This is a genomic window from Streptomyces sp. RKAG293 (assembly GCF_023701745.1).
Lineage (GTDB): Bacteria > Actinomycetota > Actinomycetes > Streptomycetales > Streptomycetaceae > Actinacidiphila.
Window position 1 is genome coordinate 9,096,927 of record NZ_JAJOZB010000001.1, and the last position, 22,271, is coordinate 9,119,197.

The 22,271-nt window shown below is 70.0% G+C and carries 17 protein-coding genes and 5 pseudogenes; 10 read left to right on the top strand and 12 right to left on the bottom strand.

Annotated elements, in window-relative coordinates:
* The first annotated feature begins 32 nt into the window (after nt 1–32).
* Nucleotides 33–410, top strand: a complete 378-nt coding sequence (locus tag LNW72_RS41910) for an arabinofuranosidase catalytic domain-containing protein (RefSeq protein WP_374117385.1) — start codon at nt 33–35, stop codon at nt 408–410.
* A gap of 195 nt (nt 411–605) precedes the next feature.
* Here the strand turns inward: LNW72_RS41910 and LNW72_RS40090 are convergent.
* Both LNW72_RS40090 and LNW72_RS40095 read right to left on the bottom strand, forming a co-directional pair.
* Nucleotides 606–1,202: pseudogene (locus tag LNW72_RS40090) on the bottom strand (2-dehydropantoate 2-reductase N-terminal domain-containing protein); the annotation flags it as partial.
* Nucleotides 1,203–1,342: 140 nt separating this feature from the next.
* Nucleotides 1,343–1,795, bottom strand: coding sequence for a class I SAM-dependent methyltransferase (locus LNW72_RS40095; protein ID WP_250979949.1), 453 nt, complete (start codon nt 1,793–1,795; stop codon nt 1,343–1,345).
* A gap of 104 nt (nt 1,796–1,899) precedes the next feature.
* On the opposite strand from LNW72_RS40095, the gene LNW72_RS40100 reads away from it, so the two are divergent.
* A complete protein-coding gene (locus tag LNW72_RS40100; protein ID WP_250979950.1) occupies nt 1,900–2,505 on the top strand; it encodes a dihydrofolate reductase family protein in 606 nt (201 codons plus the stop codon).
* Between the two features lie 445 nt (nt 2,506–2,950).
* Here the strand turns inward: LNW72_RS40100 and LNW72_RS40105 are convergent, their stop codons facing one another.
* Nucleotides 2,951–3,100 carry a hypothetical protein gene (locus LNW72_RS40105; RefSeq protein WP_250979951.1) on the bottom strand — a complete coding sequence of 50 codons (150 nt, stop codon included), beginning with the start codon at nt 3,098–3,100 and terminating at the stop codon, nt 2,951–2,953.
* Nucleotides 3,101–3,711: 611 nt separating this feature from the next.
* Here LNW72_RS40105 and LNW72_RS40110 point away from each other — a divergent pair.
* A complete protein-coding gene (locus LNW72_RS40110) occupies nt 3,712–4,170 on the top strand; it encodes an SRPBCC family protein (protein WP_250979952.1) in 459 nt (152 codons plus the stop codon).
* Here LNW72_RS40110 and LNW72_RS40115 read toward each other — a convergent pair.
* Nucleotides 4,133–4,396 carry a zinc-binding dehydrogenase gene (locus LNW72_RS40115; RefSeq protein ID WP_250979953.1) on the bottom strand — a complete coding sequence of 88 codons (264 nt, stop codon included), beginning with the start codon at nt 4,394–4,396 and terminating at the stop codon, nt 4,133–4,135. The genes LNW72_RS40110 and LNW72_RS40115 overlap by 38 nt on opposite strands.
* Nucleotides 4,397–4,703: 307 nt before the next feature.
* Between LNW72_RS40115 and LNW72_RS40120 the strand changes: the two genes are divergently transcribed.
* On the top strand, nt 4,704–5,894 hold the full coding sequence (locus LNW72_RS40120) for an IS110 family transposase (protein ID WP_250980485.1): 1,191 nt from the start codon (nt 4,704–4,706) through the stop codon (nt 5,892–5,894).
* 432 nt (nt 5,895–6,326) lie between these two features.
* Here the strand turns inward: LNW72_RS40120 and LNW72_RS40130 are convergent.
* Nucleotides 6,327–6,725: pseudogene (locus tag LNW72_RS40130) on the bottom strand (NADPH:quinone reductase); the annotation flags it as partial.
* 8 nt (nt 6,726–6,733) lie between these two features.
* On the opposite strand from LNW72_RS40130, the gene LNW72_RS40135 reads away from it, so the two are divergent.
* Both LNW72_RS40135 and LNW72_RS40140 read left to right on the top strand, forming a co-directional pair.
* On the top strand, nt 6,734–8,086 hold the full coding sequence (locus tag LNW72_RS40135) for a transposase (RefSeq protein ID WP_250979954.1): 1,353 nt from the start codon (nt 6,734–6,736) through the stop codon (nt 8,084–8,086).
* Between the two features lie 357 nt (nt 8,087–8,443).
* Nucleotides 8,444–8,959: a hypothetical protein gene (locus LNW72_RS40140; protein WP_250979955.1), complete on the top strand. Its 516-nt coding sequence runs from the start codon at nt 8,444–8,446 to the stop codon at nt 8,957–8,959.
* Nucleotides 8,960–9,542: 583 nt separating this feature from the next.
* Here LNW72_RS40140 and LNW72_RS40145 read toward each other — a convergent pair.
* Nucleotides 9,543–10,934 (bottom strand): IS1380 family transposase, encoded by a 1,392-nt coding sequence (locus tag LNW72_RS40145; protein WP_250979956.1) that lies wholly within the window; start codon nt 10,932–10,934, stop codon nt 9,543–9,545.
* A 198-nt stretch (nt 10,935–11,132) separates the two neighbouring features.
* Here LNW72_RS40145 and LNW72_RS40150 point away from each other — a divergent pair, with 198 nt between their 5' ends.
* Nucleotides 11,133–11,696, top strand: coding sequence for an NAD(P)H-dependent oxidoreductase (locus LNW72_RS40150; RefSeq protein WP_250973511.1), 564 nt, complete (start codon nt 11,133–11,135; stop codon nt 11,694–11,696).
* Nucleotides 11,697–11,795: 99 nt separating this feature from the next.
* Here LNW72_RS40150 and LNW72_RS40155 read toward each other — a convergent pair whose 3' ends face one another.
* The gene (locus LNW72_RS40155; RefSeq protein ID WP_250973510.1) at nt 11,796–12,266 is read right to left on the bottom strand and encodes a nuclear transport factor 2 family protein; all 471 of its coding nucleotides are present in this window, start codon (nt 12,264–12,266) and stop codon (nt 11,796–11,798) included.
* Between the two features lie 181 nt (nt 12,267–12,447).
* Between LNW72_RS40155 and LNW72_RS40160 the strand changes: the two genes are divergently transcribed.
* Nucleotides 12,448–12,861: an immunity 21 family protein gene (locus LNW72_RS40160; protein ID WP_250979967.1), complete on the top strand. Its 414-nt coding sequence runs from the start codon at nt 12,448–12,450 to the stop codon at nt 12,859–12,861.
* A complete protein-coding gene (locus LNW72_RS40165; protein WP_250973509.1) occupies nt 12,806–13,150 on the top strand; it encodes a VOC family protein in 345 nt (114 codons plus the stop codon). The genes LNW72_RS40160 and LNW72_RS40165 overlap by 56 nt, the downstream gene beginning before the upstream one ends.
* 884 nt (nt 13,151–14,034) lie before the next feature.
* On the opposite strand, the gene LNW72_RS40170 is transcribed toward LNW72_RS40165, so the two are convergent.
* The 5 genes and pseudogenes from LNW72_RS40170 to LNW72_RS40190 all read right to left on the bottom strand — a co-directional run bounded on the left by LNW72_RS40170 (nt 14,035) and on the right by LNW72_RS40190 (nt 20,740).
* A complete protein-coding gene (locus LNW72_RS40170; protein ID WP_250973508.1) occupies nt 14,035–14,454 on the bottom strand; it encodes a hypothetical protein in 420 nt (139 codons plus the stop codon).
* 15 nt (nt 14,455–14,469) lie between these two features.
* The gene (gene pcaB / locus LNW72_RS40175; protein WP_374117102.1) at nt 14,470–15,861 is read right to left on the bottom strand and encodes a 3-carboxy-cis,cis-muconate cycloisomerase; all 1,392 of its coding nucleotides are present in this window, start codon (nt 15,859–15,861) and stop codon (nt 14,470–14,472) included.
* Between the two features lie 369 nt (nt 15,862–16,230).
* Nucleotides 16,231–18,435 carry an FAD/NAD(P)-binding domain-containing protein gene (locus LNW72_RS40180; RefSeq protein WP_250979957.1) on the bottom strand — a complete coding sequence of 735 codons (2,205 nt, stop codon included), beginning with the start codon at nt 18,433–18,435 and terminating at the stop codon, nt 16,231–16,233.
* Between the two features lie 380 nt (nt 18,436–18,815).
* Nucleotides 18,816–19,918 (bottom strand): annotated as a pseudogene (locus LNW72_RS40185) (3-dehydroquinate synthase II family protein).
* Nucleotides 19,915–20,740: pseudogene (locus tag LNW72_RS40190) on the bottom strand (2-amino-3,7-dideoxy-D-threo-hept-6-ulosonate synthase). The pseudogenes LNW72_RS40185 and LNW72_RS40190 overlap by 4 nt, the downstream one beginning before the upstream one ends.
* 986 nt (nt 20,741–21,726) lie before the next feature.
* On the opposite strand from LNW72_RS40190, the pseudogene LNW72_RS42220 reads away from it, so the two are divergent.
* Nucleotides 21,727–22,100, top strand: a pseudogene (locus LNW72_RS42220) (BTAD domain-containing putative transcriptional regulator).
* The last annotated feature ends 171 nt before the right edge of the window (nt 22,101–22,271 follow it).

A 22,271-nucleotide genomic window follows, 5' to 3' on the forward strand; every position in this document is an offset into this window, starting at 1 on the left:
AAACCAGGTCCCGACGTCGCGGGCTACACCCGATGAAGAAGCAGGGTGCCATCACCCTCGGCATCGGCGGTGACCTCAGCATCGGCGCGGCCGGCCTGTTCTACGAGGGCGTCATGACCTCCGGCCACCCCTCGGACGCCACCGAGAACGCGGTCCAGGCCAACATCACATCGGTCGATCACGGCACCTCCGCCACCGGGTCGGGCACGGGAGAGCTGCACGGGGTAGGTCTCGGCAGGGGTCTGGACGTGCCGAACGCGTCGACGGCGAACGACACCCAGGGGCAGGACCCGCAGCCACGGCCCAGCCCTCTCCTGAGCGTGCGCCACGGACGTGGGCCCAGCGGCGCGTTCGAGATCCGGGACACCGCGCTCAGTGCGCCGGAGAAGGCGCAGCGGGCAGGCGGGTGAAGCCGGTGATCATCCACGCCGCCAGGGCGGCGGTGACGGCGATCTGGGCAGCGGACAGCACGGACACGTGCATGGGCGGGAGCCTCCGGGTGGGAGGTGAAAGTGATGGGTGAGCGGCCCCGTGATCTGGGGCGCCGGGGGTCAGCGCTCGGGTTTGGGGGGCCGCTGCATCAGCGCGGCGGCGGCCTCGTCGAGGATGACGTTCTTCACCGCACCGCCCAGCTCGCAGCCGATCACGTCGGTGCTGGCGTAGGGCCGGAAATAGGGGGTGTGGCACGCCTGCTGGAAGCGGCGGGCGGCGCCCTCGCCGGTGCAGGCGATGGTGGCGGCGGCGGGATGGCCGTCCATGATCTCGCGCGCCAGGTTCGGGCCCGACAACACCGCGACCCGGTCCGCGCTCACGCCGGTCACCTCAGTGATGACCTGACTCGCCCGCTCCCCACTGCCCACCTCGATGCCCTTCATTAGCGACACGATCACGGTGTCGGGACCGATGTGCGGCGCCCACGCGGCGAGGTTGCTCCGCAGGGACTGTGCGGGGATGGACAGCACGAGGTAGTCCGCGCCGTCCAGCGCGACGGCCGGGTCGGTCGTGGCCGTCAGGGAGGCGGGCAGCTCGACATCCGGGAAGTAGCCCGGGTTGCGGTGCACCGTGTTGATCGCGTCGGCGATCTCGTTCCGGCGGGCGTGCACGATGACGCTGGTGCCGGCGTCGGCCAGGATCTTGGCAACGGCGGTACCCCAGGACCCGGCCGAGAACACCGCCGCGCGGGCGGAACGGTGCCGACTCAACTCGAGGTCCCCTCATCGGGCACAGGCCCGTCGCCGGGGAAGCGGCCGGGCAGCGTGGGCAGCACATGGTGCGGCTCACGCCGCATGTTCCCCGCCGGGGCTTCGTCCAGCTCGTGGCGCAGCTCGTCGGCGTGGGCGATTCACAGCCGGTAGAGCCGGTCCCACACTGCGGGCTCGGCCGGGCGCTCGTCGAGGTGCTCCACCGTGAGGCCGGCGGCGCGGGGCTGTTCTTGCCAGACGGGGTTCTTGCCGGGCCGTGTGGCCGGGGTCAGGACCAGCCGGCCACCGGGGGCCAGGACGCGGCCGAGCTCGCGCACCGCCGCGCCCCGATCAGTGGCTCCTCCGAGGGCGTCCACGCACACGATGCCGCGGGTGATGGAGTCGGGCAGGCCGGTGTCCTCCAGTTCAGCGACGCGGAAGGTGGCGCGGTCGGCGGACATGCCGAAGTGGTGGCGGTGGCCGGTGGCCTGGGCGACGGCGATGGGGGACAGGTCGAAGCCTTGCAGGCGCAGGCGCAGGCGCAGGCGCAGGCGCAGGGCGAGGGCGCGGGCCAGCCACAGGCCGATGCCGCTGGTTCCGCAGCCCGCGTCCATCAGGAGGTGGCCCGGGCCGTTTCCTCGTTACGCGACAGCGCGGCCGATGAGTTTGTTGCTCCCGGGCAGTCCAAGCTCGTGACACCCCATGAAAGGACACCACCATGTCGGAGCTTCTCGTCGATTTCATCACCTCCCTCGACGGCTATGCGTCGGGAGAGGGATGGCCCGGGTTCTGGGGCCTCGAGGGCCCGGAGTACCTCGCATGGCTCGGCGAGCAGCCCGAGGCCACCCACCTGATGGGAGCGAACACCTACCGCCTGATGTCGGGCTTCGCCGCAGGCGAGGTCCCGAAGGGCCAAGACGAGTTCAGGCCTGAAGAAGAGGCGTCCGTCGACGAGCTCACCCAAGCGTCCAAGGTGGTGTTCTCCTCCTCCCTCGAGGAGCCACTGACCTGGGCCAACTCCACGCTCGTCCGCGACGACGCTGTCGAGGCGGTCCGCGCCATGAAGTCGAGTGGCTCGGGGCTCCTCAGCACGATCGGCAGCCTCAGCCTGTGCCGGTCCCTGCTACGAGCCGGACTCGTCGACCGCTTCCGGGTCGTGATGTTCCCGGTGATCACCGGGGCCACGGGCGAAGAACGCATCTACGACGGCTATCCGGACGTTGCCCTCGAGATGATCGAGCACCGCACCTTCGACGGCCGCATCCAGCTGGTCGAGTACAAGCCCCGCGTGCTCGAGCAACCGCCGCTCGGCGTCCCCGCGTGACCTCGCCCCATCCGCCGGCCTGGACGGTTGCCAGGCCGGCGCCGACGGGCGCGGGGCAAGACCTTAGGAGGGGGCGATCGGCCAACGTCAGGACGCCCGGCCCACCTGGCCCTGAACTGTCGCAGGTCAGCCCACATACGCCCTCCCAGGCCGCAGTCTCCGCAAAGTTCCACCTTCCGGATATGGATGCGCCGCTGGACGCTGGGCAGAGGCTCGCGAGCTGAGGGCTCTACCTGTCCTGGGGCCAGCTGAAGCGCTCAGTCACACCTTCTGTGCCTGAGCGCTTCAGCTGGCGAGTGAGGGCGACACCTGGCGAGCTGAGGGTTCCGGTGTCGAGGCTGATCCAGATCATGTTCATCAGTCGGCGCGCAGCGGCCCGGGGCTGCTCGCCCGGTGCGGTGAGGGCACATTCGGCGGGCTTCCTCTGCGGCTTCCCGCAGGTCGGTCAGGTCGGCGCGGCCGACGTGACGTTCGTCGGGCGGCGGCTGATCCGGGCGGCGGGGCCGGGGTCGGCGGGGTTGGCGAGCCAGCGGGTCGGGGTCGCGAACGCGCCGATCGCGAACGGCCTGCTGTGAACGAAGGTTCGGCGGTCCACGGTGCTCCCGTGCTCGGCGGTGGCTCACCGGGCGGAGGCATGGGTATCGGGGGAAATCCAAGCCGACTTCGGGGTCCGGCGCGGGCATCGCGCTCATGCCCACCTCGGCGATGGAGACCTGCCGCACCAGGCATTTGCCCAGCGCAATGGCAAGACAGGCCGGGTCCGAGTACGGGGGATCAGCGCCCTGACGGTCCAGTTCGCAACATTCGTATGGGTGTAGGAGCAGGCGGGGGCCAGGGCCTTGACCCGGCGGACCACCCCCGGTCGCGCGGGAAGGCATCTTTTGGCGTAGTTCTTCGCTGCGGAAGTGGCCCCGACATCGGCGCGCAGGTACTGCGTCCTGGACCTCGACGCCACGCTGGCCACCTGCCACTCCGAGACCAGGCCGCACCCACGTATAAGGGCGGCTTCCTGTCCTCGCACGGCCGCTCACTCGCGGCCGCGCTGATCACCGCGCGAGATACCCGGTGACTGCATAGGATCACACTGCCGCTACGACACCCTGCTCCGCGCGTGCGCGGGGCACGTGCCACACAGCCTCGCAGTACGGCGGCCGTCTACCAAAGGAGACGGCCGGACGAGCTCCGAGTCGACCGATCAGGAGTGTCATGTCAGGACAATTCGAAGCGACGGTCGAGGTCGACAGGTCCATCGAAAGGGTTTTCGCCTACCTCGCCGACGGACGCAACGATCCGCAGTTCAGCCCCCGTGTGCTCAAGATCGAACGGTTCCCCGACACCCTGACCGCCGAGGGCACGATGTTTCGGAGCACCGTCAAGGACGCCGGAATGAAGACCGCCAGAGAATTCCGCATCACCGCCCTCGAAGCCCCGGTGAAAATCCGGTGGGCTGAGGTGTCGAAGAACAACGTGACGGCACGCGAAGGCGGCTACGATCTGGAGCCGCTGCCCGGCGGCCGAACCCGGGTCCGCATCTTCAACGTCCTGGAAGGCCACGGGGTGGGCAAGCTCCTCGTCGGCCTCGCGCTCGCCGCTGCTCGCAAGGACGCCGACAAATACGGCTCCCGGATCAAAGCAGCAGCCGAAGCAGCAATCGACCCGCGCTGACGCCCCTGCGGCAGAAGTTACGCCTGTCCTGTCGGGTGAGGATCTGGCCGACTTGCTTGCTGGGTAGGTGGGCGGCTGATGACCAGTTTGGCGCCATCGCCTGAGGTGTCTCGGCAAATGCGAACACGGTGTCGGTGACCGGATGGAGTGCACCGGTGTTGTACAGGTCGGCGAGGTGGGCTAGTTGTTCACCGCTGGCGCGCATGAAGAAGAACGAGCAGTGCACGTCGGCCTTCCTGACGGCCTGCGAGGTGGGCTAGTTGTTCACCGCTGGCGCGCATGAAGAAGAACGAGCAGTGCACGTCGGCCTTCCTGACGGCCCAGCGAACCTTGCGGCTCAGGAACGAGAGCACCGTTTCGAACAGGCATCTGTGCGGATCACAGCCAAGAGTGGCGGCTTCCACTTCGATTGGCCGCCCGACGTCCCACGACGACTCGGCTGCCAATTAGGAATTGCGAATGATCGCTCCGTAGGGAATCGACAGCGAAGTCGTCCGTCGGGAGGCATCAGCACCCACCGCACGGAGGCACCACTGGCAGCGATCTGGGCCGGCATCGACGCAGGCAAGGCCCATCACCACTGCGTCGCGATCGACGGGAGCGGCCATCGGCTGCTGTCCCGACGCGTCGTCAACGACGAACCCGAACTCCTCGAACTGCTCGCCGACGTCCTGGCCCTGGGCGACGAGGTGACCTGGGGCATCGACCTGGCCGACGGCGGAGCCGCGCTTGCCATCGCGATACTCCTCAACCACGACCAACCGGTGCTTTACCTCTCCGGCAGGGCGATCCACCGCGCCTCCGAGGGCTACCGCGGCGAGGGCAAGACCGACGCCAAGGACGCAGCCGTCATCGCCGACCAGGCCCGCATCCGCCGCGACCTGCACCCCTTACGAGCTGGTGACGAGACCGCCATCGATCTGAAGATCCTCACCGGGCGTCGCATGGACCTGGTCGCCGACCGCACCCGCACCGTCAACCGGCTCGGCGCCCAGCTCACCGGCATCTTTCCCGGCCTGGAGCGCGTGCTCGACCTCACCAACACCGGGCCGCTCGTCTTGCTGACCGGCTACCAGACGCCGGCGGCACTCCGCCGGATCGGTCGCAAGAGGCTGGAAACATGGCTGCGTAACCGCAAGGTCTACCGCGCCGACCAGCTGGCCGAGGAAGCCGTCGAGGCTGCCGAGCGCCAGCACACCAGCCTGCCGGGCGAGAGGCTGACGGCCCGGATGGTGCACACGCTGGCGTCGGAGGTGATGGGTCTCAACCAGCAGGTCGCAGAGATCGACAAGCTCATCGAGGTCAGGTTTCGCGAGCACCACCAGTTCGCAGTGATCACCAGCATGCCCGGCCTGGGTGTCATCCTCGGTGCCGAGTTCCTGGCCGCCACCGGCGGCGACATGGCCGTCTTCGGCACTCCCGACCGGCTCGCCGGCTTCGGCGGCGTCGCGCCGGCACCGCGGGACTCCGGAAAGATCAGCGGCAACCTGCGGCGCCCCCAGCGATACAACCGCCGCCTCCAACGCGTCTTCTACACCTCCACCTTGTTCAGCATCCGAACGTGCGAGGAGTCCCGCCGGTTCTACGACCGCAAACGAGCCGAGGGCAAGCGCCACGCCCAGGCCGTCCTCGCTCTCGCACGTCGCCGCGTCAACGTTCTCTGGGCCCTCCTGCGCGACGGACGGTGCTACGAACTCACGCCGCCGACGGCCCTTGCGGCTTGACAAACAGCATTAGGAATCGATGAGAACGGTCACGATTCACTGAGACGGAACACCCAAGATCTGTGCCAGACCCCAGAACTCACCTGTCCTTTGTCATCCGATCGAGTCGTTTGACATCGAAGCCAGCCGTTTTGACTTCTCTGACGGTGAATCCAGTCGTGCGGGGTGAGCAGGCTGGGGGTGCCGTATGCCGGTATCGGCTGAGGCCAACAGAGCCGTGCCGTACGCCGTGGTGTGATGCGTGGAGGGCAGGCGCGAGGGTCGACGACGGCTGTTGTTGGACTGCGTGTCGGTCAGGTTCGAGGACGCTCGTCCTGTACGGCCGTTTCGGTGGCCACCGGATGGGCGCTGGGCGGCGACGACCGGGCAGCACGTCGGCTTCGAGTCGTGGCTGGAACGGGACCGTCTCGTGCTCATGGACTACGACCCGCGCTAGCAGGGGATGGTGACCAGGATGCGGCCGTGGCCACTGCCAGCGTCGACGTGATCGTGGGCCTTGGCGATGTCGTCCAGCGGGTAACAGTCGCCGACGGCGACAGTAAGGGCGCCGGCGGCGGCGGAGCTGAGGTCGCGGGCGGCCTGGCGCTTGGCCTCAGCGGGGAAGTCGTTGCTGCCGAGCAGCCGCAGGGTGACGTTGTTGAACAGCAGAGGCCAGAAAGGGATCTCAGTGCGGTCCGCGCGGGTGGCATAGGCGGCGATGACAGCGTTGTTGGCGGCGACGGCGTTGTCGAGATCGGCGTTGTCGGACAGCGCGACCTCGATGATCCGGTCGACACCCCGCGGCGCGTACGAGCGGATGGCTGCGGCGGGGTCGCCGGTGTCCAGGGCGATGCCCGCGGGTGAAGCAGGAGGAGCCGGATTCCCTGGTCGCCATCAAGGGCGAGATCGAGCGGCGCTGGGGCACCATCGACCTCCTGATCATTTTGAAGTACGCCGAGTTCGACACCGACTTCATCGCCGAGTTCACCTCGGTGGCCACCAGGGAGAACCTGTCCAAGGACGTGCTGCGGCGCCGCCTGCTGCTGGTGCTGTTCGGGCTGGGCACGAACATGGGCATCAAGCTGGTCGCGGTGACCGGCAAGCACGGCGAGTCCGAGGCGACCCTGCGGCGGGTGCGGCACCTGTTTGTCAACCGGGCCAACATGCGCGGCGCCCTGCGCAAGCTGGTGAACGCCACCTTCGCCGTCCGGGACGAGATGTTGTGGGGCGCCGGCACCGCGTGTGCCTCCGATAGCCGCAAGTTCGGCGCCTGGTCCTCGAACCTGATGACCGAGTGGCACCAGCGCTACCGCGGCCCCGGGGTGATGATCTATTGGCATGTGGAGCGGAAGTCGGTCTGCATCTACTCCCAGCTCAAGAGCTGTTCGGCCTCCGAGGTCGCCTCAATGATCGAGGGCGTGCTGCGGCACTGCACCGACATGGAGGTGGACCGGCAATACACCGATACCCACGGCGCTTCCATTGTCGGCTTCGCCTTCGCCCACATGCTCGACTTCAAGCTGATGCCCCGGCTGAAGAACATCGGCTCCGCGAAGCTCTACCGGCCGGCGGCCGGGCAGGACGAGAACTGGCCCCACCTCGCGCCGGTGCTGTCCACCAAGACGATCAACTGGGAGCTGATCTCCCAGCAGCACGACCGGATCGTGAAGTACACCACCGCCCTGCGCCTGGGCACCGCCGAGGCCGAGCAGGTCCTGCGCTGCTTCACCCGGGGCGGTCCCAAACACCCGACGTACCAGGCCATCGAGGAACTCGGGCGGGCGGTACGGACCTCGTTCGTGTGCGGCTACCTCGCGGACGTCGAGATGCGGCGCGAGATCCATGAAGGGCTCCAGGTCGTGGAGAACTGGAACTCAGCGAACAAGGACCTCTTCTACGGCAAGGACGGCGACCTGGCTGGCGCGGATGTGGAGTCCCAGGAGGTCAGCATGCTCGCGCTGCACCTGCTCCAGTCCGCGTTGGTGCACGTCAACACGCTGCTGCTGCAGGAGGTCCTGGCCGATCCGAAGTGGGCGGACAGGTTGACCGATGTGGACCGGAGGGCGCTGTCCCCGCTGTTCTGGACGCACGTGAATCCGTACGGCCGCTTCGAGCTGGACATGAACAGCCACCTCGATCTGGACCTGACCCTCCGGGCGGCGGCGCTCGGCCCCCGTGTCCCGAAGGATGAGGCAGCTGCAATTCCCGCGTGAAGACGACGTTGCCCGGGACGCCGAAGCATCCCGGGCTCTCTGGTGGCGCGGTCGGTGCCGAACGATGCGGGCGGACGAGCCTGCTCAGCCGGCCGGCGCACCAGGGCAGGCGCTTTCTCGACAGTTGGACGTGATTGCCGCGAGGCATTGTCCCAGGCCGCCGTCCATCCTGCTCCTTTTCGATCTTTCGGCGGGAATCGCGTGTCGGGGCGTCGTACCGTCCAGGCGGGAGCTTCCGCAGGAAGGTCCCGTCCGTCATGGCATCCCGTTGTTTGCATGCCGGGGACCCGTGTTGCCGGGCGGCTCGATCGGACGTGCCCTCTTCGCTGTTCCATCCCAGCGCATAGGAAGTGGAAGGTGAGTATGGCCAACGGATTTCCCGAGGGAGAGTTCTACCTCCTGAACAGGGACGCGATGCTGTGTCTGGCCGCCAATCCCGGCGGGACCAGTTCCACCCAATCACTGGGCCCAGGAGGAGGAACCATCGAGTACAGCACCACGGAACCACCGGTCGTACGGCTGGAGACCCCCAAGCCCCCCTCGGGCAACGCCTTCCAGGGCTGGTACTTCGACACCAGCCACCTGGAATATCGTCCCCCCAACAACTACCTCGTCAGCCGCATGAAGGCGGCCAGCATGGGCCACTTCGCCCTGCAGGTTGAGACGGAATGGGAAACCGAACACGACTCCCTGCACATGTGGGGCGTGGGACGCAGCGATGTGTCGACCTGGCAGGCCGACGATGGATACCTCTTCCATACGGAGAAGCCCGACTCGGTACTCACGATCATGGACCGCGACACGGAGCCCCGAATCGGCATGCTGCCCCGAGGCCGCGCCCACCAACGCTGGCACTTCATCCCGTTCCCCTAGACGCACGTGAGCCGGTGCGACCGTTCCGGCCAACGCTGACGACACGGCTCTGGTGCCGTTGACTGACGGCCTCGGTTCACTCGGCGTCGGTCTCGTCCTTGTCCAGCCCGCGCCGGAGCTGGACAAGGACGACGACGGGGGCGGACAGGATTGCGCATCGCGCCGAAGGTTCCCCGGCCGTCCAAGGACTTCACCGGTGAGAGAGACGGCGATCATGCTGTGCTGTGAGAGCGCCAGCTCTCACAAACGGTCCTTTCCCGGAGCAAGATCAGAAAGGGTCGCGCGCAGGCCGCGAAGCCCCGGTTCGGTTCGCAGAAACCGTTCTCACTCAAAGGTGCGTTCGGGGTACTTCTGAGAACTGTTTGTGACAGCGGCCATGGTCATGACGGACCCTCAAGAAGGCTCCCCGCGCGACTGTGACTGAGCCCGGATGCACCGGTCTGATTTCCGAGTGATCGTTTCGGGGTCTTGTGGCCGGTTGCTGGCCCGGCGGTTGCAGGAGGGTGTGGGGTAGCCGCTGGTCTGCCCAGCTTTTCCACATGTCCACAGGTCTCGGGCCCTTGCGGGCGGTTCGGATGGGTCGTCAGCGGTGTGGAGGCGCGTGCAGCACCGCGAACATCTGCGACCAGGCGTCGGCCCAGGGCCAGTTCACGGGCAGGTGGAGCGTCAGCCGTCGTGCTCCGCGTGCGATCCGGGCCGGCACACGTATGAGCTGGTCGCGCAGTGTGGCGGTGGTGGCTCTGGCGTGGAAGGTGGAGGCCAGGGTGCCCAGGGCGCGCATCAGGTTGTGGGTGATCGCGGCCAGGGCGAGCCAGGCGGCGTTGGCCTGGAAGTCGCCCGAGGGCAGGTGGGCCAGCGGCCCGCTTTTCAGGTCCGCGATCACCTGTTCCACGATGGCGTGTCGGCGGTGATCTCTTTCGGCGTCGACCAGCGACAGGGGCGAGTCGGTGAACGCGCAGTGGTAGCGGTAGGTACTGAACAGCTCGCCCTGGCCCTGGACTTGGGCGTCAGCGTTGAGGCGCTTGACCCGGCGCACGAGCAGGCGGGCGGTGACCTGCTGCTTCTTCGGCTTGGACGTGAACGCGGTGTAGTCGCGGACCTCGGCGATCTCCGCGTCCGAGACCCAGCACTGCCCCTCGGTGTCCCAGAGCGCCTTCGGGTAGCGGATCGCCGTCCACGCGTCCTCGTCGATGCCGGTGATCGCCTTCTTGATCGAGGCGTTCATCCGGGCGGTGACCGAGAACCGGGCGCCCAGCGCGCGGCAGGCGGCGATGACCTCGCTGGCGTAGAACGCGGAGTCTGCCCGCAGCACCAGCAGGCCGGTCGCGCCGCTGGCGCGGACGGTGCGCAGGGCCTCGGCGACGAACGAGGCGGCCCCGCGCACCGAACCACTGGCTCCTTTGCGCAGGCGGGTGGCGGCGATGACGGGGGCCGCGAGTGGGGTGGAGAGCACGGCCAGGAGCGCGTTCAGGCCCTTGACCTTGGAGTACCCGTAGCCCGCGCCCTGCTTGGCATAGCCGTAGGTGCGGCGGATCGTGTCGTCGATGTCCAGGTAGGCCACCGTTGCCGCGCCGGGCAGCAACGGGGTGTGGGACGCGAGTTGGGGCAGCAGTCGGCGGCCGACAGCGTGCAGTTGCTTCACGTGTCCGTGGGTGAACGCGCGCAGGAACGAGCCGAGGGTTGAGGGCGCGCGCACGCCGCCGAAGACGCGGTCCATTGCCCCGTGGCGCAACCGGCCCATGTCCGAGATGCTGTCCGCACCCGCCGCCATCCCCGCGACCAGGGCCATCACCTTCGCGGCCGGGAACGCGCCCACCCCGTCGGCGGTGACGGGCAGACGCACTCGCTCGCCGACCAGGCCGGGCAGCCCGCACCGATCGGCCAGGCGCAGCAGCGGCTCCAGGCCGCCGTAGGCGACCAGGGTCGGGTCATCGAACGCCGCCAGGACCGCTGCGGGGGCATGGGAGGATTGCACGAGAGATGCCTTGCTGTACTTGCCGGATGGAACCCTAGGGGAGTCCCATCCTCGCAGGTCACAAGGCATCTCTTTGTTTCCGGGTTCCACGCTCAGCAGGCATGATCAACCGGTGCGTCCGGGTTCAGACCACGTCCATGGCGAATCATGAACTCGCTGTTTGCTCGGTTCACGGCATCGGGTCGGTAGGTTGGGTGAATGTCTACGCCGCCTGTGATTCTCTTGCTATCCGGAAGCCTGCGTGCTGGTTCCTCCAACGAGACTGTGCTGCGCACGGCACAGGCCGTGGCGCCGTCGCATCTGCGCACGGCCTTCTATGACGGCCTGGGGAGGCTTCCGCACTTCAATCCCGATGATGACACCGATCCGCTGCCGCCTTCGGTGGCCGAGTTGCGCGCGGCGATCGCCGAGGCAACTGCGGTCTTGATCTGCACCCCGGAGTACGCAGGCACTTTGCCGGGCTCGTTCAAGAACCTGCTGGACTGGACGGTCGGCGGTACTGAGATCTGCGACAAGCCCGTGGCCTGGGTGAACGCGGCTGCTCCTGGCCGTGGCCTGGGTGCGGAGGCCACGCTGCGGACGGTGCTCGGCTACACCGGCGCGTACATCGTGGAGGAGGCGTGCGCGAAAATTCCGGTGGACCACAGGATGGCTGACTCGGACGGAGTCATTGCCGATTCGGAGGCGCGCAAGCGGATCACCCACGTGCTCGGCCTGTTGGCAGGTCCCCGTGGACCGGCGACAAAGCCCGAGCAGGCATAGGGCCGGTTAGGTCATTCATGTCTGCGGTCATAGCCGGATTGCGGCGGCGCCGCCCTGCCCTCGCAGCCGAGGTTCGGCCAGGCCACCTCCGCTGCACTTTCACGCGTCGGCGGACGTGATCCGGGTGCCTTGGGCAGAGACCAGGCGCCATCCTGCAGCAGAGTCCGCTGTGAAGACGTGGGTGTAGCGGCTTCCGGCGGTGAAGGTGGTGCCATCAGAGTTGGCGAAGTTCATGTTGGTCCGCCCAACCACGATGCCAACGTCGCCGTGGCGACGGACAACAGCCTCCTCGGGGAAGGACTCGACGGCGGGAAATGTGACGGTTCCGGACGAGACCGCAGCGAGCAGGGCGAATCGGGGGACGACCGAACCGTCCTCGATGCTGACCAGGATGAAGTCGTCTGCCAGCAGTTCGCCCAGGCAGGCGGTGTCGGCGGAGACCAGCGCGTTGAAGAAGCGCTGGTCGTGCTCGACCAGCGCTGCACGGTCACCGAGATCAGCAGTGGGCATGATTGTTTGTTCCGTTCTGCGAGGGAGCAACTGCCACGGGTGTGTGGCAGCGGCTTCCACGAAGATAAGCCTTGACGCAGGCGTTAAGGCAAAGCGCTGCGGGGCCAGGTGCTCGCACGCCGGCTCGCGTAGGCGAGGAAAGCGCACAAGCCCTTGTCCAGGCCGACGAGCCTGCTCGCAGCTGTTACTGCCCTGAATATCGGGCCTCCTCCCTTGGGTCGCCGCCGATTCTGAGGCAGACCTGTTCGCGGCTGCCGAGGATGTCCTCGCAGACCCAGCGAGCGGGCAGCAGGAGTGCGGAACCTGGGAGACGGACAGCCCGGCGGTGCTCATGGACACCGACCAGGCCGGGCAGACCGCACCGCTCGGCCAGGCGTACCAGCGGCTCCAGACTGCCGTAGGCGACCAGGGTCGGGTCATCGAACGCCGCCAGGACCGCTGCGGGGGCATGGGAGGATTGCACGTGAGAGATGCCTTGCTGTACTTGCCGGATGGAACCCTAGAGAAGTCCCATCCTCGCAGGTCACAAGGCATCTCTTTGTTTCCGCGTCCCACGCTCAGCAGGCATCAACCGGTGCATCCGGGTTCAGCCAGTGATCATGACTGCCGACCAGGACGTTCTGGTCGGCTTCTATACGCAATTGTTCGGCGCTGAGGAGGTCTTCCGGGTCCCGGCGGAAGGCCCGGCCTTCTACCTCGGTTTGCGTATCGGTGACACCGACCTCGGGCTGGTGGCGAAGGCGGACGCGGGGACTTCGGCGGCGTCGCGGATCCTGCTCAGCATCGGTGTCGATGACGTCGACGAGACGCTCGGCCGGGTAGAGGCGCTGGGCGGCTCGGTCCGCTCCGGCCCCAACGACATGCCGTGGGGACAGCGCGTCGCCCACATCCAGGACCCCGACGGCAACCCGGTCAACCTTACGCAGCCGATCCCGGCCCGGTGACGCTGCTCCGGTGACGCTGGTTCAGGGGCGTGTGCTGCTCGTGGGCTACTGCCTGCGGTAGAGGTCGATGGTCGGCAGTGGCCTCGATGTTCGTCCGGACGAGCAGCGCGCGCAGCCGGTGGGTGGCGCGGGCGGGACCGGTACGGGGCTTGGTGAGGATCCGCTAGATCCCTCACGTTGCCAACGCGTCGAGTGGCGGTGGCGAGGTCGGTGGGCACAGCCGCGTTCGACGTGGACGCGTCCGGCGGCCAGGACCCGGTTGGCCTCTGCCTGGGCGGATGCGGGCCGGTGGGTGCGGGTGGCCGGGAAGCCGGTGACGACCACCGGATCGTCCCCGGCGTCGTCCAGGCCGAGGAAGCCCGGGCCGGCCAGGGCGCCGGGGCCGGCCGCATGCGGGTGGGCCAGGATGCGGTCGCGGCGGGCGGCGGTGATGTCGTGGGGGCGGCCGGGCCGGGCGGCCGACCCTGCTCGACCTGCTCGGCCTGCTCAACGCTCGGCCTGACCGGCCTGACCGGCCTGACCGGCCTGACCGGCCTGACCGGCCTGCCGGCGCGGGATTACGGAGCCGTGGAATCCGCCGGGGCTACGCGGCCGTGGAATCCGCGGACTCCCGCTCGGCCGGCCCCTGCCAGTGCGATGCGTGTCCTTGCGCGGTCGTGCGCCGGGCACCCCGCCTGCCCCCGACGACCGGCGCCACCACCGGATCCACGACCGGCGTCCGGACCGGCACCCCGTCCTCCCGCCATGACTGGCACCCCGCCTCCCGCCATGACCGGAACCCCGTCCTGCCGCCAAGACCGGCGCCACGGCCGGATCCAGGACCGCCACCCCGCCTACCGCCCGGAGCGGTGCCAGGTCCGGTGCTTGGGGGTGGGTGGTGGGTGTTAGATCGCGGCTGCGCGGAGGCGTAGTGCGGTCGGTGCGGGGGGCAGGAGGATGCGGTGGGGGGTGGGGGTGCGGGCGGAGAGGATCTCGCGTAGGAGGTGTTCGCGTTGTTGGGGGCTGCCGGGGCGGCCGGGCAGGACGCGTTGCCATCGGGTGTCGGGGCGGGGGCCGGTGGCGGCGGTGGGGTGGTGTTCGGCGCGGTATTCCAACAGGACGCTGGCGTCGAGGCCGGGGGGCAGCCGGGTCAGGCCGATCAGGATGCGGGTCTCGGGGAAGTGCACGGCGATGGTGTCGAGCAGGCAGGACACGTGGAGGGCGTCGGCGAGGAGGGTGTCGCCGATGATCAGGGCGAAGCGCAGGGCCAGTCCTTGGCTGTGCAGGGCCGGGCGTCCGCGCGGGGGGCTGGGTGTGGCGTCCATGGCGGCAGATTCCCCTCAGGGCGTGGGTCCGGTGACGGGGCGCGGGGGTGGGGTGGTGAGGGCGGCGTCGACCAGGGCGGCGGCGGCTCCGGTGTAGGTGGTGGGGTCGAGGAGGTCCGCGAGGTCGGCGGCGTCGAGCAGGCCGTGGAGTTCGGGGGCGCCGGCCAGGATCGCGCCCAACGGAGTACCGGTGCTCTCGGCGGTGTGGCAGGCCCGGGTGATGAGGTCCTTCGCGGTGCGGGCGCCCAGGTGTGGGGCCAGGGTCCGGGTCAGGCGTTCCGAAACGATCCGGCCGCCGGTCAGGTGCAGGTTGGTGTGCATGCGGGCGGGGTCGACGACCAGGCCCGCGGTGAGTTCGGCGGCGGTGTGCGCGGCTCCGCCGGCCAGTCTCAGGCATTCGCGCAGCAGGGCCCATTCGGCGTGCCAGGCCCCGGCGGAGCGTTCGTCCTCCGAGACCAGGCACTGGGTCAGGCCGGCCGCGATCACCGGGACCTGCAGGGCCGCGGAGCGGATCAACGTCGCCAGGACCGGGTTGCGTTTGTGGGGCATCGCGGAGGAGGCGCCGCGCCCGGCGGCGGCGGGTTCGGTGACCTCGGCCACCTCGGTCCTGGTCAGGCCCTGCACGTCGATGGCGATCTTGCCGAGGGAGCCGGTGGTGAAGGCCAGGGCCGCGGCGAGGTCGGCGAGGGGGGTGCGCAGGGTGTGCCAGGGCAGGACGGGCCGGGCCAGGCCGGTCTCCCCGGCGTACGCGTCGGCCAGCCGGTCCAGCTGGTTGAGCGGGTCGTCGGGTGCGGGGCGGGGGCCGGGCGGAAGGTATCCGGCCAGGGTCCCGGCCGCGCCGCCGAGGCTGAAGGGCAGGTTGCCGTCGAGGAGCCGGTCCACGCGCAGCCGGGCATCGCTGACCAGGTGGCGCCAGCCGGCGGCTTTGAGGCCGAAGGTGGTGGGTGCGGCGTGCAGGGCCAGGGTGCGCCCGGCCATGGGGGTGTCGCGGTGTTCGCGGGCCAGGGCGGTCAGGGCGTCGATGACGCGGGTGAGGTCGCCGCGGATGATCCGCAGGGTGCGGTCGGCGACGAGCATGGCCGCGGTGTCGAGGATGTCCTGACTGGTGGAGCCGTGGTGGACGTACTCGGCCGCGGCGGGGTCCTGCGCGGCGACCAGCGCGGTCAGTGCGTTGACCAGCCCCACGACGGGGTTGGCGCTGAGCCGGGAGCCGCGGGCCAGGGCGGTCAGGTCGAAGCGGTCGGCGTGCGCGACGTCGGTGATGGTCTTCGCCGCTGTCGCGGGCAGGGTGCCGGTGGTGGCCTGGGCGCGGGCGAGGGCGGCTTCGGCGTCGAGCATCGCCTGCAGCCAGGCGGTGTCGCACACCGCGGCCTCGGCGGGAGTGCCCGCCCGGACGGGAGACAGCAACCCCGCATCCAACCCCGGCGGCTCTCCGGGGTCCGCCGCCGCCACGGGCGCCACCTGCCCCGACCCTACGACCAACGCCGCCGCAGGCGCTGCTGCGGACACGGCCCCGGCCACCACCCCGGACGCCGCCCCCGATCCGGGCGCGGCCTTGCGGCCGTCTGCCGTGCTCGGCGCGGCACCCGCCGCGGCTGCCGTTGCCGGCACCGCCCCGTTGCGGCCACTGCTCCGGACGCCGCCCCGATCCGGGCGCGGCCTTGCGGCCGTCTGCCGTGCTCGGCGCGGCACCCGGCGCGGCTGCCGTCCCGGATGCGGGTTGCGGGGTGTCCGGCCCGGTGGGCGCCGCCGGTGGTCGAGGGTGCGGGTGCCGGGTCATGTCGTCACCTCGGTGAGCCGTCCGTCCGCGGGAGTGCTCTCGGTGAGCTGTCCCTCCGCAGGAGCATGGTCGGTGCGCCGTCCGTTCGCGGAGGCGTGGTCGCTGAGCCGTCCCTCCGCGGGAGCGCCGTCGCTGAGCCGGCCGTTCGCGGGAGCGTGGTCGGTGCGCCGTCCCTCCGCGGGAGCGTGTTCGGTGAGTTGGCCGTCCGCAGGAGCGTGGTTGGTGCGCCGTCCGTTCGCGGGAGCGTGGTCGGGCAGCGGGTCGTGGTCGTGGGTGTGGGGGCGGGCCGGGGACAGGGCCAGCACGGCGCGGGCGACGGCGTCGGAGTCGCCGAGGGTGACGGAGTTGACGCCGGGGCGCACGCCCGCGGCGGTGGCCCAGTGGACGGCTTCGGTGGGCACGCCGAACGCGAAGCGCCGCGGATGCGGGCGGCCTTGGGCGTCGACGAGCCGGTAGGGGCGGCGGGTGACGTCCAGGCCGCCGGTTTCGTAGAGGCGCCCGCAGGCGGCGGGGATGCGGAAGGGCCGGCACTGTCCGGTGGCCAGCAGGTGCCGCAGCAACGGGTCGGCGGTGTGGCGCAGGTCGGGTTCCGGGAGGCGGGCCTCGATCAGGGCGGTGGCCCGGTGGACGGCGCCGGGCACGGCGGGGGAGTGGGCGAGGAACGCGGGCCCGGTGGGGTCGAGGGTGACGCGGATGTTGCTGCCGACGATGTCGAGGACGCCGGCGTCGATCAGGGCGGTCATCTCCTCGATGCGGGAGACGGGCGGCCCGATCGACACAAACGCGTTGAGGCCGGTGTACCAGCCGTCGAGTTCGTCGCGGTGGGAGTCGCCGTCCAGGCCGGCGTGGTCCACCACGAGCCGGATCTCGTTGCGCAGGTCACGCAGCACGTCCAGCGCCGCCTTGTGCGGGTCGCGCACGTTGCCGGCCCGCGCCCGGCGGATGTCGTCGGCCAGGTGGGCCAACAGGCGCTCGCGGAACGCGGCGGGGCCGCTGAAGGTGTCGGTGCCGAAGGGGTGGGCGATGCTCTCCCAGCTCCAGCGGTCGCGGGGTGCGACGGCGAACCGGTCCAGGACCGCGCAGCGCTCGGGTCCGTCGGCGGCCCGCAGGTAGGCGGTGACCAGGCCGGCGGCGTGCGCGGTGCGGCCCTGGGCGCGAAGGAGCGTCTCGTAGTAGACGCTCTCCACCTCCTGGGCGATCAGCGGCCACAGGCTCGCGAGGAACTCCAGCCGGTCCTCGTGCTGGTGACGCCACGTCAGCTCCCCGATCCTGTGCGGGGTCAGCAGCCGGGGGGTGTGGCGGCCGGTGACACCTTTCTGGTTCTGGCCGCGCGCGTGGTAGGGCACGCCGCGGCGCGAGCCCGCGATCAGGTGCGGTTCGCGGCCGGAGGGCCGGTAGCGCAGGTGGGTGCGGTGGTCTTCGAAGACCCCGCCGCGGCCGGTGGTCAGCAGCGCCATGTAATCGAAGAAGTTCAGCCCCAGACCGCGCAGCAGCACCGGCTGACCGGGGGCCAGCACGGACAGGTCGACGTCGGCGGGGTTGGCCGGCGCCAGGTGCGTCAGCCGCAGCTGCTCCGCCTGCCGGGCGATGGCCTCGGTTCGCGTGGAGCGCAGATGGCCGAGGGTCAGCACGACCGCGTCGCAGTGCGGCAGGCGGGTGCCGTCGGCCAGCGTCAGCTGCTGCAGACCGCCGTGCTCGCCGCCGACGTCGTCCAGGGCCACCGCGCGCGAGCGGTGCACGGTCACGCTCAGGTGCGCGGGCGCGGCGGCCACCACCCGGCGGAACGCGTCCTCGAGGTAGCACCCGTACAGGGCGCGGGTGGGGTAGGAGTCGGCGCCCAGGGCGCGGGCCTCGGCCAGCGTGCGGTCGTCGTACCCGCCCTGGATCTCCTGCAGGCGGTCCAGGGCGGCCAGGCGGCGGGCCCAGTCCAGGAGGCTGGGGCCGGTGGTGACCGGCCCGGCCATCTCCACGGAGTCGTCGGTGTAGAGGGTGACCTGCGAGGCGACGGTGTTCATCAGCAGGTCACGGGGCTGGTCGGTGCGCCAGACCTGGCCGGCGCCGGGCCGGGCCGGGTCGACGACGTGCACGCTCAGCGCCGTCTTCGCGGCCGATGCCCGCTCGTTGGCGCACAGCCGTTCCAGTACGGACAGGCCGCGTGGTCCGGCGCCGACCACGCAGACGGTGAACCGGTGCGCGCTCATGAGGCATCCCCGCGGACGGTGAACGGGGTCGCGCTCACGGGGGCATCCACCCGGACGGTGAACCGGTGCGCGCTCACGGCGCCGACCCCGCGGACGGTGAACCGGTGCGCGTTTACGGGGCATCCCCGCGGACGGTGAACCGGTGCGCGCTCATGAGGCATCCCGCGGACGGTGAACGGGGTCGCGTTCATGGGGGTATCCACCCGGACGGTGAACGGGGTCGCGCTCACGGGGGCATCACCCGGACGGTGAACCGGTGCGGGCTCACGGGGGTATCCACGCGGACGGTGAACTGGGTCGCGCTCACGGGGCGTCCTCCCTTCGGGCCGGGCGCGGTCCGGGGCGGGGCGGGCTTGCCCCCGGCCCCGGACCGCGGGGGATCACTTCTCGAGGCAGAACTCGTTGATGGGGTAGCCGACATGGCGGTCCTGCAGCGGCAGGTAGCCCAGTACCTTGTCGCCGGGCTTGAGTTCGGTGCTGTTCAGGACGGTGCCGCCGGGGCCCAGGACCCGCACGTGCCAGTCGTCCTGCAGGATCAGGTTGGCCGTGCGGCCGTCGGGTGCGACGGCGTCGACGGACAGCAGCGGGCGTGTCTCGATCTTGACGCGGCCCACGGTCACCAGCCGGGTCCTGCCGTGGATGTCGACGGCGGTGACCTTGCTGCCGGCCTTCAGCTCGCTGAGGTAGCTGGTGCGTTCGTCGGCGGCCAGCGTGTAGGAGTGGATGGCGCCGGCGTTGACGCGGAACGGGCGGGTGGGCATGTAGGGCAGCGGGTGCGTCTCGCTGACGCACAGGATCATGCCCTTGGAGTGCGAGCCGACCAGGATGCCCTCGTCCTGGCGGAAGTAGGTGGCGGTGTCCACGCAGGCCCGCTCGCCCATCCCCACATGCGCGGTCGCGGTGATCTCCAGCTCGACGAGGTCCAGGTCGGGGACGGTGGTGCGGGCCGCGGCCTTGAGCGCGGTGGCATCCCCGACCCGGGACGGTGCCATCATCACCCCGTCCGAGCCGAGTTCCAGCACCCCGAAGATGATCGCCGCCTCCTCGGCGTCCGCCGCGACGGTGATCAGGCTGCCCTCGGCCGCCGCGGCGGCCGCGATCACGATCTCCAGCGGGATCTTCGTCGGGTCCCGGAACAGCAGCACGCTCCACTTCTCGGTGCGCCCGCTGCGGCAGGCGTCCTCCAGCGTGGCCGCGTCGGTGATCTCCACGAAGCGCCGAACTCGATCTGGGGGTGGCGGGCGGCCAGTTCGGCGGGCTCGCCGTGCTTGGCCGGGTCGACCACGACGATGTCGGCGGCGCCGAAGTCCTCGGGCAGCGCCCCGCCCTGCGGGAAGAGAATCTTCTGGACGGTGGGCGGCAGGCCGGCGAGGTCGTCGGGCCGGTCGGCCACGATGCCGTCCACCCGGGCGTGCAGCGCCTCCTGGAGGATGGCCTGCTTCGCGGAGCCGACGGTGCGGATGTCGATCCAACTGAGCTTCACAGCACACCTGTCAATCGTGAGGACGGGAGGGGAAGAGGGAGGGGGAGCGTCGCGGTCAGCGGGGGTGGAGGATGTCGGCGAGTTCGCGCACCGCCTGCGCGGGCGAGGGGGCGGTGAAGATCCGCCGTCCCACGGCCAGGCCCTGGCAGCCGGCCCCCAGCGCGGTGCGGGCGAAGTCGGGAAGGCTCTGGCGGGTGTCCGGGCCGCCGGCGACCAGCACCGGGACCGGGCAGGCCGCAACCGCCTCGGCCATCTGTTCGACGGATCCGGCGAACACCGTCTTGACCAGGTCCGCGCCCAGGTCCGCGGCGATGTTCGCCACATGCGCCACCAGCTGCGGCGCGATGGGTGCGGTGATCCGCGGCCCGCGCGGGTAGATCATCGCGAGCAGCGGCATGCCCCACCGGCCGCACGCGGCCGCCACCGCCCCAGGTCGGCGAGCTGGGCGCCCTCGGTGACGGACCCGATGTTGACGTGGACGCTCACCGCGTCCGCCCCCAGCCGCAACGCCTCCTCGACGTCGCCGACCAGAACCTTGGCATCGGTGTCCGGGCCGTGGGCGGTACTGGCGCTCAGGTGCACCAGCAGCGAACACGACGCCAGCAGCTGGGGGTCGATCTGCCGGGCCCGCCCTTTGTGCACCACGATTCCGTCCGCCCCGCCGGCGACGATGTCACGCACCAGGTTGTCGAATCCGCCGGGCGTGGCGATCGGCCCGTCGGAAACGGAATGATCGAGGGGAACGAGGAGGAGGCGGCCATCCCCGTGTCCGGACAGTCTGGCCAATCGCAATGAGGTACCGGGAAGAGCGGATCGCACCATCAGGCACTCCTTGTCGGGAGCTCGGGGGTCCTGCAGGACGAATGGGCCGCAACGGCGTAACTCATCCGCTACACCGCGGAGCGATTTCTCCCCCCGGCACGTTCCGAAGCCTCGCAAGCGCTGTACAAGAAACGCCCGACAAACGTTCAAACACCAGACCAGGACGCCGGAGCGCCGCCCGGAGCAGCCCGGAAGGCGAAATTCCTGAACCCCCGTGGGGGGCGGAGGAACTGCGCTACCATCCCCACGGGAAACGTATAGTAAAAATTCGACACGCCCCCGGTGGGCAACCGGTGTGCAACTGAAGAGAATTACCGGTGCGCGGAACCGTCCGCGGCCGTGTGCAACTGAAGAGAAATTCCACGCGACCGGACTTCGACCTCGCCGCGAGTTCCCTCACGTATACATGGCCGAATTTCGCCCTAGGAATCGAGAATTCGATGCGTATGTTGAAACCACGTTGAGTTTCGGACGGCCGGATCGGCCTGGGCGTCCACACCACGGGGGTATCTGTGTACGTTTCCAAGCATCCGACGGACAAATTGCCGCAGCGCGGCTTCTTGTATGAGAAGGATAAGGAAAGTAGCCCCGTGCAATTCGGGGTGCTGGGCCCGCTGCGCATCGCGGTCGCCGGATCGGCCGCCGACGTCGCGGTCGCCCCGAAGGTCCGCACGGTGCTGGCCATGCTGCTGCTGCACACCGACCAGGTGGTCCCGGTGCCCGCGCTGATGCGCGATCTGTGGAACGAGCGGCCACCGGCGACCGGGCTGCGGACCTGCAGACCTACATCCTCAACTGCCGCAAGCTCCTCGCGCAGCTCACCGGCAGACCGTCGGCCGACATCGCCGCGACACGCTGGTGACCCGGGCCGGCGGATACAGCTTCACCAGCGCGTGCGGCCCGGTGGACTGGCTGGACTTCCAGGCCTGACCGACCGCGGCGGCAAGGCGATCGCCGCCGGCGACGACCGCTCGGGCATCCAGCTCATGGAACAGGCCCTGGAGCTATGGCGGGGCGACGCCCTGGCGGACGTGCCGGCGGCCCGGTCATCGAGGCCAAACGCCGCCTGCTGGAGGAGTCCCGGCTGGGCGCCATCGGCGTACTGAGCGAAGCACGCATCAGGAAGGGGATGCACCGTGAGGTCACGGCCCAACTGGTCGGCTCACCAGCGAGCATCAGCTCCACGAGGGCTGCACGCCAGTACATGCGGGCCCTGGCGCTGAGCGGACGCCGCGCGGAGGCGCTGAGGTCTTCAGCGACCTGCGGGTCCGGCTCGCGGCGGAGATCGGGATCGGACCCGGGCTACCCGCTCCAGCAACTCCAACTGGCCATCCTGAAATCGCACACCGGCGACATCTGACCCGCCCCGCCCGCCCACCGCGCGGGCGACACCTGCCGTGCCGGCCCGCCCCACCGCGCGGGCGGCACCGGCCGTGCCGGCGCAGGCGTCGCACCGGCGACAGTCACCTCACTGACAACAGCCACCGCACCTGCGCCGCACACCCGGCACGGCAAGCACCTCAGGCACGGC

Coding starts and splice junctions, on each gene's coding strand:
- LNW72_RS41910 (WP_374117385.1), top strand. CDS start 33: ATGAAGAAGCAGGGTGCCATCACCCTCGGCATCGGCGGTGACCTCAGC.
- LNW72_RS40095 (WP_250979949.1), bottom strand. CDS start 1,795: ATGGACGCGGGCTGCGGAACCAGCGGCATCGGCCTGTGGCTGGCCCGC.
- LNW72_RS40100 (WP_250979950.1), top strand. CDS start 1,900: ATGTCGGAGCTTCTCGTCGATTTCATCACCTCCCTCGACGGCTATGCG.
- LNW72_RS40110 (WP_250979952.1), top strand. CDS start 3,712: ATGTCAGGACAATTCGAAGCGACGGTCGAGGTCGACAGGTCCATCGAA.
- LNW72_RS40150 (WP_250973511.1), top strand. CDS start 11,133: ATGTCTACGCCGCCTGTGATTCTCTTGCTATCCGGAAGCCTGCGTGCT.
- LNW72_RS40165 (WP_250973509.1), top strand. CDS start 12,806: ATGACTGCCGACCAGGACGTTCTGGTCGGCTTCTATACGCAATTGTTC.
- LNW72_RS40170 (WP_250973508.1), bottom strand. CDS start 14,454: ATGGACGCCACACCCAGCCCCCCGCGCGGACGCCCGGCCCTGCACAGC.
- LNW72_RS40180 (WP_250979957.1), bottom strand. CDS start 18,435: ATGAGCGCGCACCGGTTCACCGTCTGCGTGGTCGGCGCCGGACCACGC.